At 34.7% G+C, this 15,562-nt stretch carries 7 protein-coding genes; 1 reads left to right on the top strand and 6 read right to left on the bottom strand.

Going from position 1 to position 15,562, the window contains the following annotated elements:
* Window positions 1–15: 15 nt before the first annotated feature.
* The 5 genes from BWZ22_RS10400 to uxaC form a co-directional block, all read right to left on the bottom strand.
* Window positions 16–2,796, bottom strand: coding sequence for a glycoside hydrolase family 2 TIM barrel-domain containing protein (locus BWZ22_RS10400; protein ID WP_198027597.1), 2,781 nt, complete (start codon window positions 2,794–2,796; stop codon window positions 16–18).
* 280 nt (window positions 2,797–3,076) lie between these two features.
* Window positions 3,077–5,950 (bottom strand): glycoside hydrolase family 2 TIM barrel-domain containing protein, encoded by a 2,874-nt coding sequence (locus BWZ22_RS10395; protein ID WP_157607950.1) that lies wholly within the window; start codon window positions 5,948–5,950, stop codon window positions 3,077–3,079.
* 282 nt (window positions 5,951–6,232) lie between these two features.
* Window positions 6,233–8,017: a RagB/SusD family nutrient uptake outer membrane protein gene (locus BWZ22_RS10390; RefSeq protein WP_083692292.1), complete on the bottom strand. Its 1,785-nt coding sequence runs from the start codon at window positions 8,015–8,017 to the stop codon at window positions 6,233–6,235.
* Between the two features lie 11 nt (window positions 8,018–8,028).
* Complete coding sequence (locus BWZ22_RS10385; protein WP_083692290.1) at window positions 8,029–11,214, bottom strand: TonB-dependent receptor; 3,186 nt, start codon at window positions 11,212–11,214, stop codon at window positions 8,029–8,031.
* Window positions 11,215–11,526: 312 nt separating this feature from the next.
* Entirely contained in the window at window positions 11,527–12,945 is a 1,419-nt protein-coding gene (uxaC, locus tag BWZ22_RS10380; protein WP_076699845.1) for a glucuronate isomerase, read from the bottom strand.
* Window positions 12,946–13,062: 117 nt separating this feature from the next.
* Between uxaC and BWZ22_RS10375 the strand changes: the two genes are divergently transcribed.
* Window positions 13,063–14,244 (top strand): DNA-binding transcriptional regulator, encoded by a 1,182-nt coding sequence (locus BWZ22_RS10375; protein WP_198027596.1) that lies wholly within the window; start codon window positions 13,063–13,065, stop codon window positions 14,242–14,244.
* 14 nt (window positions 14,245–14,258) lie between these two features.
* On the opposite strand, the gene BWZ22_RS10370 is transcribed toward BWZ22_RS10375, so the two are convergent.
* Window positions 14,259–15,443, bottom strand: coding sequence for a UxaA family hydrolase (locus tag BWZ22_RS10370; RefSeq protein ID WP_076699842.1), 1,185 nt, complete (start codon window positions 15,441–15,443; stop codon window positions 14,259–14,261).
* Between the last annotated feature and the right edge of the window lie 119 nt (window positions 15,444–15,562).

Here is a 15,562-nt window from a genome sequence, read left to right as displayed (position 1 = left end):
CTCATGCTATTTTAGTTATTCCAACTCAAAATCTACTCTTTTTGCTTTTACTGTGGGTTTATTCCAATTAATAAACATAGACACAGAACCTTTTACTTGCCCATCAATTACGCTAGGTTGTGCATCAGGACCAAATTCCGTTGCTTTCTTCCACTTTGAACCAACCGCAGAGATATAGTCAAAAAAGAAAAAACCTTCTTTATTTGGGTAGCTCCAATTGGCATATTTATGACCTTTACCGTTTACAGGATTCAGGACACCCAATACGACCTCTGTTTGATTTTTAAAAGCTACATTTACATAATCGTTAAGATAAAACACAGCCCAGTTCCATGGTGCAAAACAGCCTTCAAAAGCCGGTGGATTGTAAACTAATCCTGGTATATTTACTTGTTTTTCGTTAAAATACACATCCAACACACCACCTTCGAGACGGTTCTTCCAGATACGCTCAGGTCCCTCACCCAACCAACGCTTACGTAGTACATCATCTGCATCTACTTCAATTCCAATACCTGCGTAGTTGTATTTTCCCGTTGCTAGAGTATATGCGTAGTCCAATAAAATTTCACCATTGGGTTTCAAGTTCCATTTTATGTAATCAAAACCGTTGGTGCCTTTTGCTTCAATAAACCAAGTATCACCTACTTTTGAACAACTTATCGTAGTTGTTTGTTTTAGCTCATTTTGAAGTGTTTTATTTACCGATTCGTAGGTTAAGAAAGGAAAGTTAGATAGGCTCGTCTTTTTGCCTTTGTCTTTTACCGATAGTAATACACCCGTGGTAGGGTCAAAACTCAAAGTAAGTCCATGACGTTTAAAACTATAAGCATCCTCTTCTGCCCTTACAAAAGGAACATGTTCTGCTGCTCTAAACATTGGGCGCTTTGAGCTCTTAATTGGTAAACGTTTATCGTAAACCAAAACACCCTTGGTATCGTAAACTTGAATAGCTAGCGCATCTGTATCCTTATAAGTTTCAGGTAAATCTAGAGCAATCTTTCCTTTTTCTCCCGCTTTAATGTTTGCATTTACGGTTCCTGAGGCTACTGTCCTGTGACCATTACTAGTGCCGTCTGGGTTTGAAAAATTGATAAGTTTCCATTCAATTTTGCATTGATTAAGATTGGTAAATAAAAACTTATTATGAACCCTTAATGCTCCTGAAAAATTTGAATCTACTAAAGTATCTTCAATAACAACTGGAGACCAAATTTCTCGAATAGCGTAGAAACTACCATCTTTTTCGCCATGTGGCCCAACAATACCATCGGAAGCTTTACTATATTGATTATCCACTGTATACCCCTTATCAGTGCGTAACAAGCCTTCGTCATAAAGCGCCCAAATTGTAATACCTCCACCTACTTTAGATTTTTCAAACAAATCCCAATAAGTTTTCAGGTTGGCCCCACCGCCACCATCGTATAATGCGTGGAGTGTTTCATTAGGTAGGTAAATGTCATTCTTATCAAATAAGCGTTCTTTGACATCTTTATAGCTAGGATAGTAAGTAGTATTCACGCTATTCTCTGCTGGGTTAAAGGCATTTTTAATATGACCTGCCTTTTTAGGTGAATTTTTTAAAACTTCCCTTTTTTGAATATCCCATTTTTTGAACACTGCATTCAAATTAGGATTATGAGCATTATGGTTACCATTACTCCATAACACAATTGATGGATGATTTACATCCCTCTCAATAATCTCTTTTACTATTTTTGTTCCTACTGGCGTATCTAGAGGTTTCACCCATCCGGTAGATTCGTCCATGGCTAACATCCCTAGCGAATCACACAACTCAAAGAAGTACGCATCTGGCGGATAATGACATGGTCGTACCGTGTTAAAATTCATATCCTGCATAAGCTTGAAGGTTTCAAGCATATCTTCTTTTGAAAGTGTTCTTCCTGTTTCAGGACGAAAACTATGCATATTGGCCGCCTTTAGTAATAGGCGCTTTCCGTTTAAATAAAAACCATCATGTGGACGTACTTCAAATGTTCTGAAACCAAACTTTTGTTGATACGTGTGTAATACCTTTTTTTTATCAAGCAATTGAATAACTACAGAGTATAGGTTTGGAAACTCGTGTGACCAAAGAGCAATATCGTCTAACTGCGTTTGCACTTGAATGCTGTCTCCTTTAATATTGGCTTTAATTGCTTTACCAACTTTATTATGGTTGGCATCATATATTTGAGCCGTTATTTTACGTCCTTTTTCAACGCCATTTGCATAAACATCCATTTTAAAAGCACCTGTCATTTGAGCATCAATAGCCACGCGTTCTATAAACTCTACCGGTTCTTCTTTAATAAAAACGGGACGAAAAATGCCACTAAACATCCAAAAATCGGCGTAACGTTCTGCTGCGACAATAGATTCATTAGAAGATGAACTATTAACCTCAACTTCCAGAATATTATCCCCATCTTTCAAGTGTGAAGTCACTTCAAATTTAAACTGGGTAAACCCGCCTTGATGAAAGCCTACCTCCTTACCATTTAAGCGCACTTTGGTATCAGTCATAGAGCCCTGAAAAACGATAAAATAGCGCTTAGCATTTAGTTTTTTATATTTAAAATTATAACGGTAGTTCCCTACTGGCGGGATGCGTTTCTCCATTTTATCCATACCATACATATAATAACCAAAACCTTCAGTCTCCCAATTAGATGGTACAGGAATGGTTGTCCAAAACCCACTATTTCTACCATCGGATATTTTAAACTCCCAATCGATTGCTGTTTTTGGTCCCTGACCAGATAGATAAACCTTGCTTTGCGCCATCATAAAACACGATTGCAAGCAAAGTACTAACACTAATAAAGTTGTAATAAAATATTTCTTTTGAAGCATATTAAAATGAAATAACTTGATAATTTTATAAAATTTCTTGTATATGTTTTCTCTTTATTGAAAGCTTTATACGTGAGCTTGCTAAGATTAAACTCACCAACAACGCATAAGACATTTCCAATAAACTGTTTTTTTTAATTTCTTATTAACAAAAATAAATGATTTAAACATGTTTATTATCCTGTGGTGTTTGAGCATCCTTTTAAACAATTAATTATTCTACTTCTACATCTACACGCTTAATACCTTCTTCCATTCTATTCCAATCGATAAACATAGATACCGAACCTTTAATTTGTTTATCAATATGCACAGGTTGCGCATCGGGACCAAACACTTTAGCTGGCTTCCATTTAGACCCTACTGGAGAAATAACATCAAAAAAGTAAAAGCCTTCTTGCTCTGGGTAGTGCCAACTGGCATATTTTGGCATAAAACCATTCACTGGATTTAATACTCCTAAAGTCACATCGGTCTTATTTTCAAAACCAAGATTGAGTCGATTATTCAAATAAAACACTACCCAATTCCATGGTGCAAAATTGCCTTCAAATTCTGGACCGTTATAGACCTGCCCTGGAATATTTACTTTTTTGTCTACAGCATAGACATCAAGAACACCACCTTGGGTACGGTTTTGCCATATACGCCAAGGCCCTTCACCTAACCACCTTTTGCGTAAAACGTTTTTTGAATTTACTTCTATACCTATCCCCGCATAGTGATATTTTCCGCTTGCTAAGGTATAGGCATAATCCAATGCTATTTCCCCGTTAGATTTTAATGTCCATTTTAAGTAATCGAAACCTTTAGAATGGTTAGCTTCTATGATAAATGCATCACCTGTTTTTGTAATTTTCGCCTTGGAGGCTACTTCTGTATTATTCTTTGTTGCAACAGTATCTGCTTTAAAAGTTAAAAAAGGAAAATTCCTCAAACTGGTAGGTTTTTGCTTTTTAAAGACACGAGATAACACACCACTATTTTCATCGAAACGCAAGGTGATTTTTCCATTATGAAATGTAAAGGCATCTTTAGCGTCTTGTACAAAAGGTTTATGAGACGCTACTCTAAAACTATTTTTAGGTTGTGTAATAGGCATGCGTTTATCATACACCAAACGCCCTTGCATATCGTAAACTTCAATCGCCAATGCATCGTTATCAATAAAAGATTCTGGGAGGTCTTCTATTTGTAAGATTCCCTTTTCACCTGCTTTAATATCAGCATTAATTTCCCCTTTGGCTATGGTTCTATGTCCGTTTGAACCTGCATCTGGGTTTGCAAAATCAATCAGTTTCCAAACGATTTTACATTGGTTAAGATTGGCAAATGTGAATTTATTGTGCACACTCAAGGAGCCATTAAAATCGGCATTTAATTTATCATTGGCTATTACTACTGGCGACCAAATTTCTCGCACCGCATCACTACTCCCTTTTTTCTCTCCGCTAGGTCCCGCAATACCGTCAGGAGCTTTATTTCCTTGAGTATCTACGGTATACTCCATATCGTTACGCATAAAGCCTTCATCATATAATGCCCATATGGTAATACCACCTCCTACTTTAGATTTTTCAAACATATCCCAATAGGTTTTAAGGTTGGCTGCACCGCCACCATCATAAAGAGCATGTAGGGTTTCGTTAGGTAGATAAATATGATTCTCTTCAAATAAATTCTTTTTTACCGTTGCATAGTCTGGGTAATATGTGGTGTTCACGATGTCCCATTCTGGATTATAATTAGCAAATATATCATTCGATTTTGCTTCGTTTTTTAATGGTCTTCTTTTTTGAATATCCCACTTGGCAAATAAAGAATCAAACTCTGGTGTATGCGCCATATGGTTTCCATTTCCCCAAAGGATAACACTTGGGTGGTTGACATCGCGTACCACCAACTCTTTCAGAATCTTGGGTCCTACTTTTTTGTCCAAAGGTCTCCACCAACCTGGTAATTCATCTAACACCAGCAGCCCAAGGGAATCACATAACTCAAAAAAATACTCATCTGCAGGATAGCAAACAGAACGTACAAAATTGAAATTTAGGTCTTTCATAAAATGCACGTTTTCTTCCATATCGGTTTTGGAGAGTGCGCGACCTGTTTCAGGGCGTATACTGTGCATACTTGCCCCTTTTAGTAAAAGGCGTTTTCCGTTAAGATAAAACCCATCGTGATCTCTCACCTCAAAGGTTCTAAATCCAAATTTCTGAGTGTAGCTGTGTAAAACTTGTTTTTCGTTTTTCAATTCAACTTCAACCGTATACAAATTTGGAAACTCGTGAGACCATGGTTTAATTCCATCAATATGAGCTTTAAGCTCTGTAAAATCAGCACCAATCTTTGCTCCAAAAGCCTTTCCAACTTTTTCATGATTAGCATTATAGATTTGCGCACGTACTGTTTTTGCGCTTTCTATACCTGCTGTAAAAACATGCATTTTAAAGTCTCCGTTCATTTGCGCATCTATAGCAACACGCTCAATATATTCATTGGGTACCTCTTCAATATATACTGGACGATAAATACCACTGAACATCCAATAATCGGCATAGCGTTCGGCTTCTACAATGGAGGCATTTGATGAAGAATTATTGACATTGACTTCTAAAACATTATTGCCTTGTTGAAGCTGTTCTGTGATTTCAAATTTAAACTGGGTATGCCCACCTTGATGCAAGCCTACTTCTTTTTTGTTTAGTACCACCTTTGTATCCGTCATTGAACCTTGAAAAACTATAAAATATCGTTTCCCCGATTTCTTATCAAAACTAAACTCATGACGATAATCTGCAATATCGGAGGTAGAATTTCGCTTTTCCATCTTATCTAATCCATAAAGGTAGTACCCAAATCCTTCGGCCTCCCAGTTAGAAGGTACCGGGATGGTGGTCCAAAACCCACTATTGCGTCCGTTATTTATTTTAAACTCCCAGTTTACCGCTGTGGACGCATCTTCTCCTGAGAGATATGTTTTTTGTTGCGCGCTAATATTTAATGATAGCGCAACTACGAATAAAAATAACTTAATTCTTATTAAACTCCGTTTAACCATAACACCGTTTATTTTCTTATTTTTCAATTAATGTATTTTATATATGTCATTATTTAGTTTATGTAGCTTTAAAAAAATAAAATTATATCATTTCGTTATTTTCAAGTACAACTATAAGTTCATTTAAACACCTACTTATTGATGACTGCTATTTATTATTTCAGTTGTCGTTATTGTACTTAATAGATTAAACGATACATGTTTCATGCTCTAAGTAAACTATATGCATAAAATTTAAAAGCCCTCAATTTATTTAAATAGAATTTTGGGCTTTTAACGACAAACTACTAACTCAAATTATGTTAAACTTTATTGTTCCCATCCAGGATTTTGTCCTAATTCAGGATTTTGCCCTAGTGCACTTAGTGGTATAGGCCATAAATAATGTTTGCTTTCATCAAACACTGGGTTGGCCCATGGTGTTCCTTTGTATACATCAATATATGGTTTTCCATTTATCATTTCAGTTTGCACATTTGCTCCAGGAAATCTTGCTATAGCTGCATTATCCCAAAGCATACCGTAACTTTTCTTTTCTAATTTTTTTCCTTGTTTCCAACGTCTTAAATCGTCATAACGGAAGCCTTCGCTAAACAACTCAATACGACGCTCTCTTCTTATTTCAACTATTAAAGACGAAACACCATCGGCTGCATATTTAGGATCCATTGGAGGATTTAGTGTAAGATGTGGCATGTTTACTCTATCTCGTAATTTATTAATGGTCAGGTCTAAATCTGCCTGAGTAATCGTTCCTAATTCGGCCATTGCTTCTGCATAATTCAAATAAATTTCACCCAACCTAAAAACAATAGCAGGTGTTTCGTGGTTATTATAACCTAAAGCATGATCGATAGCGTTATAAAACTTAATAATATGATAGCCTGTAGTCGATCCTTCTTCAAAACCAGACATACCAATCAATCTTGGAAAAGAGACTTGATTACCTTGATCGTACTCGTAAACATCTCTATCTTGAGGGTGCAATACCGTTTGCCTTAAACGTGGATCACGATTAACAAAAACATCCTCTATTTGTGTGTTCTCAAGATCACGATTAGAAAGCGCTAGAGGTAATCCATCATCACACAGATAATCATCAATAGCATCTTTTGTCATACCTCCTGAGTAATATAAATAATATTGTACAACGTTATTGGTTCTTACTCCGGCTTCATATTTTACCCAATGGATAATTTCTGGATTTCCAGATAAATCATTCAACTGGCGGTGTGAGGCATTATAATCCATAAGCGGATTGTTACTAGTATAAAGGGAATATCCTCCATTTTCAATAAGGTTTTTTGAGGCACTTGCGGCTTCCTGAAGCCACATGTTGGCATCGGTACCGCCATGATATTTTCTCCAAGTACCTTCAAACAAACAAAGTCTTGACTTTAAGGCGAGTGCATCCCAATGATCTAAACGACCTGGTGCAGCACCATCCCCCCAACTTGTGGGTAGGTTATCTACCGCAAAATTGATATCTTCCAATACTTTCTCCATAACAAACTCTCTAGAATCTCTAGTGCCGTATAATATATCATCTTCATTGGTTTTGACTTCATGGTCTACCCATTGAACATCGCCAAACTTAGATACTTTATCATAATAGAACCATGCTCGAAACATTCTGGCTTCGGCAATATATTTATCTTTTACTTCTTGTTCAACTGGAGAGGTAGCCATATTATCAAGCCCAACATTAATGGCTCTTAATAAGTCCCATCCTTTGTATCCATATGTTTGAACACCTTCGGGTATATGAATTCCGGCACGAACATCTTTATAACGATTAAGTCTTCCTCTAGCATTAGCAGGAGCTATATTATCTGTAAAACAATCTACATATTGATAGCTTGTAGATACACTAGGAAATTTAGTAGCATGACCGAATAAAACAGTTGAATTTCGGTCGTCTTTAGTTAAATCGTAAATACTATTGTTATATACGGCTAAATCATTTTCTGTTTTCCAGAACGTTTCATTACTCAATTCATCCAAAGGGTAACGTTCTAAAAATTCATCATTACAATTGAAAAGAGTTAAAGTCAATATTAGTAATACTGCAATTATATTATTTTTATTTTCCATTGTTTTTTTAATTAAAAAGTTACTCTTAAACCTAAACTTAATGCACGTTCAAAATAATATTGTTGCGTTAATCCGTTTGAATTATTATTTTGATCGGCATCAATATCGCTATTAATCTGCTCTGGATCTAGTGTATTACGTAAATTAGTAATAGTTCCTAAGTTTTCACCAGACAAGTAAATAGCTGCATTTTTTATCCCCCAATTATTAACTAAATCTTGAGGTAGATTATAATTTAACGTTACATTTTTTAACCTAACATAAGCCGCATTTTGAAGATAGCGCGTTTGAGGTTGTATATTTTTAACGTTTTGTAATCTAGGTCTAGCAAAATAAGCATTGGTATTGTTAGGAGACCATGAATTTTCAAGATGGTCTTTAGTGACTAAATCGCCATTATATGGCCAAAACGGAGCATGTGTTCCTGTATCTGGATAATAATCTCTTTTTAAAACACCTTGAAAAAACATACTCATAGACAGTCCTTTATATTCTATTCGAGGTGTAAAACCAACACTATACCTAGGCGAAGTATTACCTATAACTTTAAGGTCTCCTGTATCATACTCGCCTGTTTCTGTATTTAAAGTTTGAGTACCTCTATCAATTTTACCATCGCCATTAAGATCGGCATACTGTATATCACCTGCCTGCCATAAACCGCCGTCAATTGCAGCCTGACTGGGCGCATCTGCTGCAGCGGCATCCGATTCAAACAATCCTACACTTTCGAAGCCCCAAATTTCACCAATATTTTTTCCTTCATAAAAACCATTAACATTTGGGTTTTCACCAGCATATTTGGTTATTTTAGTTTGATTATCGGCTAAATTAAACCCAAGACTATAGTTCCAATTTTCGTCTATTTTGTCTCTCCAGTTTACTGAAATTTCCCAGCCATTTGTTTTTAAATCGGCTCCGTTTTCCAAAGGTTCTGCTGCTCCTAAAATATCTGGTAAATTTACTCTTAATAGCATATCTGTTGTTTCGCGAACAAATATATCGGCAGTCAATGCTAGTTTATTATTAAATAAGGAAGCATCTACTCCTATATTTCTGGTATTTACAGACTCCCAAGTTAATGTAGGGCTCACCAAACCTGCCGCTGTAACAATAGGAATTAATCCTTGTCCAAAATTAAAATCTGAGGTACCTGAATTTAAAGATGGTACATATGGGTAGTAGTTTTGATTTCCATTTTGGGTATAAATTTGATTTCCCAACTCCCCGTAAGAAGCTCTCAACTTCAAATTACTTAACCAATGAGACGTACTAGACATAAAGGATTCTTCTGATATTCTCCATCCTGCTGAAAATGATGGAAAAAAACCAAACCTATCTGCTTTTGGAAAACGGCTGGTACCATCATAACGTCCATTTACTTCTAAAAGATATTTCCCTTTATAATCGTAGTTGAATCTAAAAAAAGCCCCTCTTAATGCAGAATGGATTCTACCACCTTGAACCTCTTGTGTTCCTGTTGTGGCATTCAAATCTGTAATTCCTGGAGTAATTAATGAAAAAGCACTTCCTAGTAACCTTCTCGTTCTTAATTCTTCTTGGTTAAAACCCGCCAGTACTTTAAAAGTATGATCTTCTAATTTATCATAGGTATATTCTCCAAAAATATTAAAAACAAAATATTGATTATATTGGGTTCTATTAATTATTTGATCATTAGCACTAAGACCTTCACCAAAAGCTAAATTGGTTAAATTTATACCATTAATTCTAGTAATCTCTCCTGTATTAATAAGAGATATTTTACTCGCTACATTTTCGGTAGATTGAAAAAACGTGTTATATGAGAAGTCACTTTTCAAGACAAAGCCGTCAAACGGGGTTAGCGTCAATCCTTGCTTAAGCCAAATATCATGTTTGTTCCATTTATCACGAGAACCTTGTTCAATATAAGGTAAGGTATTTAAATTATTAAAAGCTTTACCAATATATGATTCAAAATCGGCACGATCTCCTGGGGTGTTATAAAATTCTAGATCTGGAAACTCTAGTGGCTCTATAGGAACCATTCTATTTACAGAATTAATAGATACGTTAAAACCATAATTATGAGGTACATTATTACTGGTATTAGTGTATATAACCTTGGAGTCTAAACTAAACCAATCATTAATTTTAAAATCTGCTCTTAGCAAGGCATTGAAACGCTCAAATTTTTGATTTTTAGCATCATTAGCCAAATATCCTTTTTTTCCAAGGTACCCAAAAGAAGCATAATATGACGCATCTTCACTAGCTCCTGAAACCGATAAGTCGTACTTTTTTTGAAAAGATTGGTCTGTAATCACTTTGTCCTGATAATCATTAAATCCATTATAGAATAGCGTATTATCTCTAACCGACCATTCATTTTCTAACGTTGGATTTTGGGAATAAGCCAACGCATCTGCCAACCTTATTTCATTATACGGCAACCCTTGTCCGTTTAGAGCAGCAATGTCGTTCTGGTTCTTCATATAAGTATACGGATTGGTTATAGGGTCTACTAAAAAAATAGGAGATGTTACTGTTTGCTCTGTACTTAATGTAATTTTCACTTTTCCAATTTTCCCTTTTTTGGTGGTTACCAAAATAACTCCAAATGCAGCACGAGCACCATAAATAGCAGACGCAGAAGCATCCTTTAACACAGAAATACTTTCTATATCATTCGGGTTAATTTGATTTAAATCCATAGGTACATTATCAACTAAAATTAAAGGAGAGCCTCCGTTAATAGATTCAAAACCTCTAATATTAAAATCGGCTCCAGATGTAGGATCGCCATTTTGAGGTGTTATATTTAAACCTGGAATAACCCCTTGAAGCCCTTGCCCTACAGATGAAATTGGTCTATTTTCAAGCACTTCGCCTTTGGCAACACCAATGGCTCCCGTTAAATTTACTTTTTTAGTAGTACCATAACCAACAACTACTACCTCATCTAAAGCAGCGGTATTTTCTTCTAATACAACCGATATATTTGTTTTATTCTGAACATTAATTTCCTGTGTTTCATATCCTATATAAGAAACTATAATTACGGCATTTGAACTCGAAACTTTAATAGTAAAGTTACCATCAAAATCTGTTTGGCTACCATTTGATGTTCCTTTTTCTATAATATTTGCTCCAGGCAAAGGTACTCCTGAAGCGTCTTTTACTGTACCAGAAATAACCCCATCTTGAAATGACATAACATCATTTTTTTTAAGAGTTGTAAGTTCTAGCTTATTTACTATTATCGATGTATTAAGCGGTAAACTAAATACAGTGGTGGATAATAAAAATATTAAAATTCTTAATATCGAAATCAATCTCAACTTTCTTTTACTGAAAGGAGCTTCATTACAATTAATTTTCATAAATTTAATTAGTTTTAGTTAGACATTAGTTTAATTATTACAATACATTGGAGTGAAGTTCATTTACCGCAAAATATTTGGCTTCGCTCCTTTTTTTCTTTCACTAAATTCAATAAGCACCTTCTCTTATCTCATAATAGATTTTTAAAAATTAAAATATTCCTTAGCGTTATGGTAAGATATATCTTCTACAATTTTACCAAGCCATTTTTCATCGGCAGGTAGTTCTCCATTTAGAACATCATTACCAATTAAATTACAAAGTACCCTTCTAAAGTATTCATGCCTTGGAAACGACATAAAGCTTCTGGAGTCTGTAAGCATTCCTACAAAACAACTTAGTAACCCCATATTTGATAAGGCATTCATTTGTTTTTCCATGCCATCTTTTTGATCTAAAAACCACCATCCTGAACCAAACTGGATTTTTCCTTTTACACTACCATCATTGAAATTACCAATCATGGTTGCCATAACTTCATTATCGGCAGGATTTAGGTTATACAATATTGTTTTTGTTAATTGGTCGGTACTGTCCAAGTAGTCTAAAAATTGGCCCAATGATTTGGCTTGCTCAAAATCTCCTATAGAATCCCAACCGGAATCTCTTCCTCTTAGTTTCAACATTCTAGAATTTACACTTCTTAAAGCCCCTAAATGAAATTGTTGTACCCAGCCCTTTTTGTGGTAAGTTTTACAAAGGTGTTTTAATATTTCACATTTATAATATTGCACCTCATCTTGAGAAAGTAACTTGTGGTTTTTTATTTTATTAAATATGGTTTGAATGTCATAAACACCGGTTTGGTAATAAGGTAAAAATTCTAGACCGTGATCTGCCAAACGGCAACCGTTATCATGAAAATAGGTTATTCTATCATCGAGAACCGCCATTAAATCATCAACATTTAAAATGGTTTTTCCTGAAACCGTTTCGAGCGTTTCTAAATACTCCAAATAAGATTGGGTGTCTTCTATTGCCATTGACTTATCGGGCCTAAAAGCTGTAGACATTTTTAAGGTAACATCTTGTTTTTTCAAATCTTTATGATGTCTTAAATCATCAATAGGATCTTCGGTTGTACAAATAACCTCAACATTTTGAAGAGCTAACAGACCCCTTGTACTATGGGTGTTTTGTTGTAATTGCTTTTGAGTTTCTTGATAAATATCAGCGGCATTATCACCTGTTAGAAGTTCTTGTATACCAAAATAACGTTGTAACTCTAAATGGCTCCAATGGTATAAAGGATTTCGCAAAGTATAAGGTACTGTTTCACCCCATTTTTGAAACTTATCAAAATCTGATGCTTTTCCTGTGATATAATCTTCGTTTATCCCCAAGGCACGCATGGCTCTCCACTTGTAATGATCGCCAGCCAACCATACCTGCGAACAATTATCGAATTGATGATTGTTGGCAACTAATTCTGGAGGTAAATGATTGTGATAATCTATAATTGGAAGTTCCTTAGCATAATCATGATATAAACGCGCAGCCATTTCTGAGTGCAACAAAAAATTATCTTTAATTAGTCCGTCATTTTTTTTGTATGCTTGCATTTTGATCCAATAATATATTGATGTATTTTATGTTAATACAATATTACATTATAGAGATTTTTTAGCTTAGCCTATTTATTACATTTTAACGCCATATTGTGCATAAACCATCTTTTATTGCTACATTTACAAAATATAGCATCAAATTATGATTATTTAATGAAAAAAGTATTTGTTCAATTAGAATCTGGCCGTGGCTTTGGAAGGGATATATTAAAAGGGATATACAATTACAACAATCAATTTTCTAAATGGGAAATTATATTTGAACCTTCTTATTATTTAAAAACATCAAAAAACGATAATCTTATAAAACTCATATCTGAAATAAAACCAGATGGATGTATTATTGAAAATCTAAAAGGTGCAAAAAAAATTACCGAATTAGGGATTCCTATGGTATTAACAAGTTCTATAAATAAGACAAACAATACACCTTTTCTTAAAGGGAATTATGATGCAGATGGAAAAATAGCACTAGAATACTTTTCATCTAAAGGGTTTAAAAACACCGCTTTTTTTGGTATAAATAATGTTAAATGGTCGGACGGGCGACTTAAGAGTTTTGAAAAACATGCACAAAAGCTAAACATTAATGTTTACAACTATACTCCAAAAAAAAAGAAAGATATTAATCATAATTTAAAGCACATTGTTTCTTGGCTTCAATTACTACCCAAACCTATTGGTATATTTTGCTGTAATGATGATTTAGGTATTATATTAATAAATGCCTGTTCTATGGCTAAATTAAGAATACCGTATGAGGTTGCCATTTTAGGAGTAGACAATGACGAATTATTATGCAGTGTAGTACACCCCCAATTATCAAGTATTGCAAGAAATCATTCTGCTGCAGCCTTTAACGCTTGCAAAGTTTTAAACAATATGATGAATCACTTAAATGTAGATAACTATATAATCCCAACAGAACCACTAAGTGTTATTGAGCGAGGCTCAACGGATACTATTGCCAGTAACGACAAGGAGGTTATTAAAGCTCTTAACTTTATAAGAACCAATACCCATAGAAATTTAACTGTAGAAAATGTTGTAGCCGAAACAAATATAAGTAGAAGAAGTTTATACACCAGATTTAAAAAAACTACAAATCGAACTATTTTAGAAGAAATTCAATTTCAGAAAATAAAAAAGTTTAAAACCTTATTAACCAATCAAAAGTTATCTGTTAAAGAAATTGCATTTCATCTTGGTTTTGAAGATGTAAGCCATGTAAGTAGGTGGTTTTCTTCTATTGAAGGCACACCCCCCCTTAAATGGAGAAAACAGAATATTTAAGTATTATAGCAGTATCACATTTCACAGTTTTTTTTACCATAATGAAAATACTTATACCCCAAACTAAATTCTTGATGACCTAGTTGCTCTGACTTTGTTTTCTTACCTTGTATTACCTTTTTTATTAATGCTATTATTTCAGCACCAAGCGCTTCTAAAGAAGCTCCGTTTGAAATTATTTTACCAGAATTAATATCCATATCTCCTGATAGATTTTCAAATGTTTTAGGATTTCCACACACCTTAATTACCGGAGACACTGCAGATCCAACAACAGAGCCACGTCCAGTAGAGAATAGAATAATATGGCATCCGCTTGCTATCATTTCAACTATTTCAGAATTATCGTTTATATTAGGAAACCCCCATAAAGCCTCGCCATCTGGAACTACATCCATAAAATATAAACCAGATTCTTCTGGTATTTCCCCGGGTTTTATTAGCGCTTTTATAGGCAAACTTCCACTTTTTGAGTATGCGCCTAATGATTTTTCTTCGATAGTGGTTAATCCACCTACAGCATTTCCTGCTGAAAAACTATCATGCCCCATGGCTTTATAGTAGTTATTCGCTTTTTTAATACAATCAACCAACTGCACACCAACCTGTTTATTTTCAGCTCTTTGAGCCATTAAATGTTCACACCCCAAAAGTTCTCCTGGTTCTTCAAATATGCAAGTAGCACCTTCTGCTACCAAGGTGTCAAATGCTTTTCCTATGGAAGGGTTAGCGGTAAATCCGCTAGTAGCGTCTGAACCACCACAAATAGTACCAACCATAAGGTCTGATATTTTAAAATCTACTCGCTCTACAGTTTTTAATTGAGATTTGAATGTCTCTAAAATAGACTTTCCTTTTTCAACAGAACTCAACGTACCTCCATGGTCTTGAATCACTAATTTTTCAACAAACCTTCCACTTGTTAAAATGTGTTTTGATAGTTTATTCCTATTAAAGTTCTCACATCCTAGAGAAACTAAAAGTACCGCCCCTACGTTGGGATGTGTACAAATGTTTTCCATCATTTTTTGGACATAATCATTTGGAGCACAACCGCTAAAACCTATTAAATGCACATCTTCTCCTGAAAAATCTGTAACAATTTGTCTGGCTACATGATGTGCGCATTCTACCAAATATGCTACTACAATAACATTTCTAATTCCTTTTCTTCCGTCCTTTCTTAAAAACCCTTTCATTTATCTATACTGTTGTTTTTCATTAACTATTCTTCTGTCGAATACGATAACCCAATAATAGTTATCTAGCGATATATTTAACCTTTACTTGAAACCGTTTTTTGCTTATAGTAATGTTT

It is taken from the genome of Seonamhaeicola sp. S2-3 (genome assembly GCF_001971785.1).
In the GTDB taxonomy this organism is placed as follows: Bacteria; Bacteroidota; Bacteroidia; order Flavobacteriales; family Flavobacteriaceae; genus Seonamhaeicola.
This window is presented reverse-complemented; position numbering and strand designations above follow the sequence as displayed.

Excerpts from the sequence above, each read along its gene's own strand:
- BWZ22_RS10400 (WP_198027597.1), bottom strand. The coding sequence starts at position 2,796 with ATGATGGCGCAAAGCAAGGTTTATCTATCTGGTCAGGGACCAAAAACA.
- BWZ22_RS10390 (WP_083692292.1), bottom strand. The coding sequence starts at position 8,017 with ATGGAAAATAAAAATAATATAATTGCAGTATTACTAATATTGACTTTA.
- BWZ22_RS10385 (WP_083692290.1), bottom strand. The coding sequence starts at position 11,214 with ATGTCATTTCAAGATGGGGTTATTTCTGGTACAGTAAAAGACGCTTCA.
- uxaC (WP_076699845.1), bottom strand. The coding sequence starts at position 12,945 with ATGCAAGCATACAAAAAAAATGACGGACTAATTAAAGATAATTTTTTG.
- BWZ22_RS10370 (WP_076699842.1), bottom strand. The coding sequence starts at position 15,443 with ATGAAAGGGTTTTTAAGAAAGGACGGAAGAAAAGGAATTAGAAATGTT.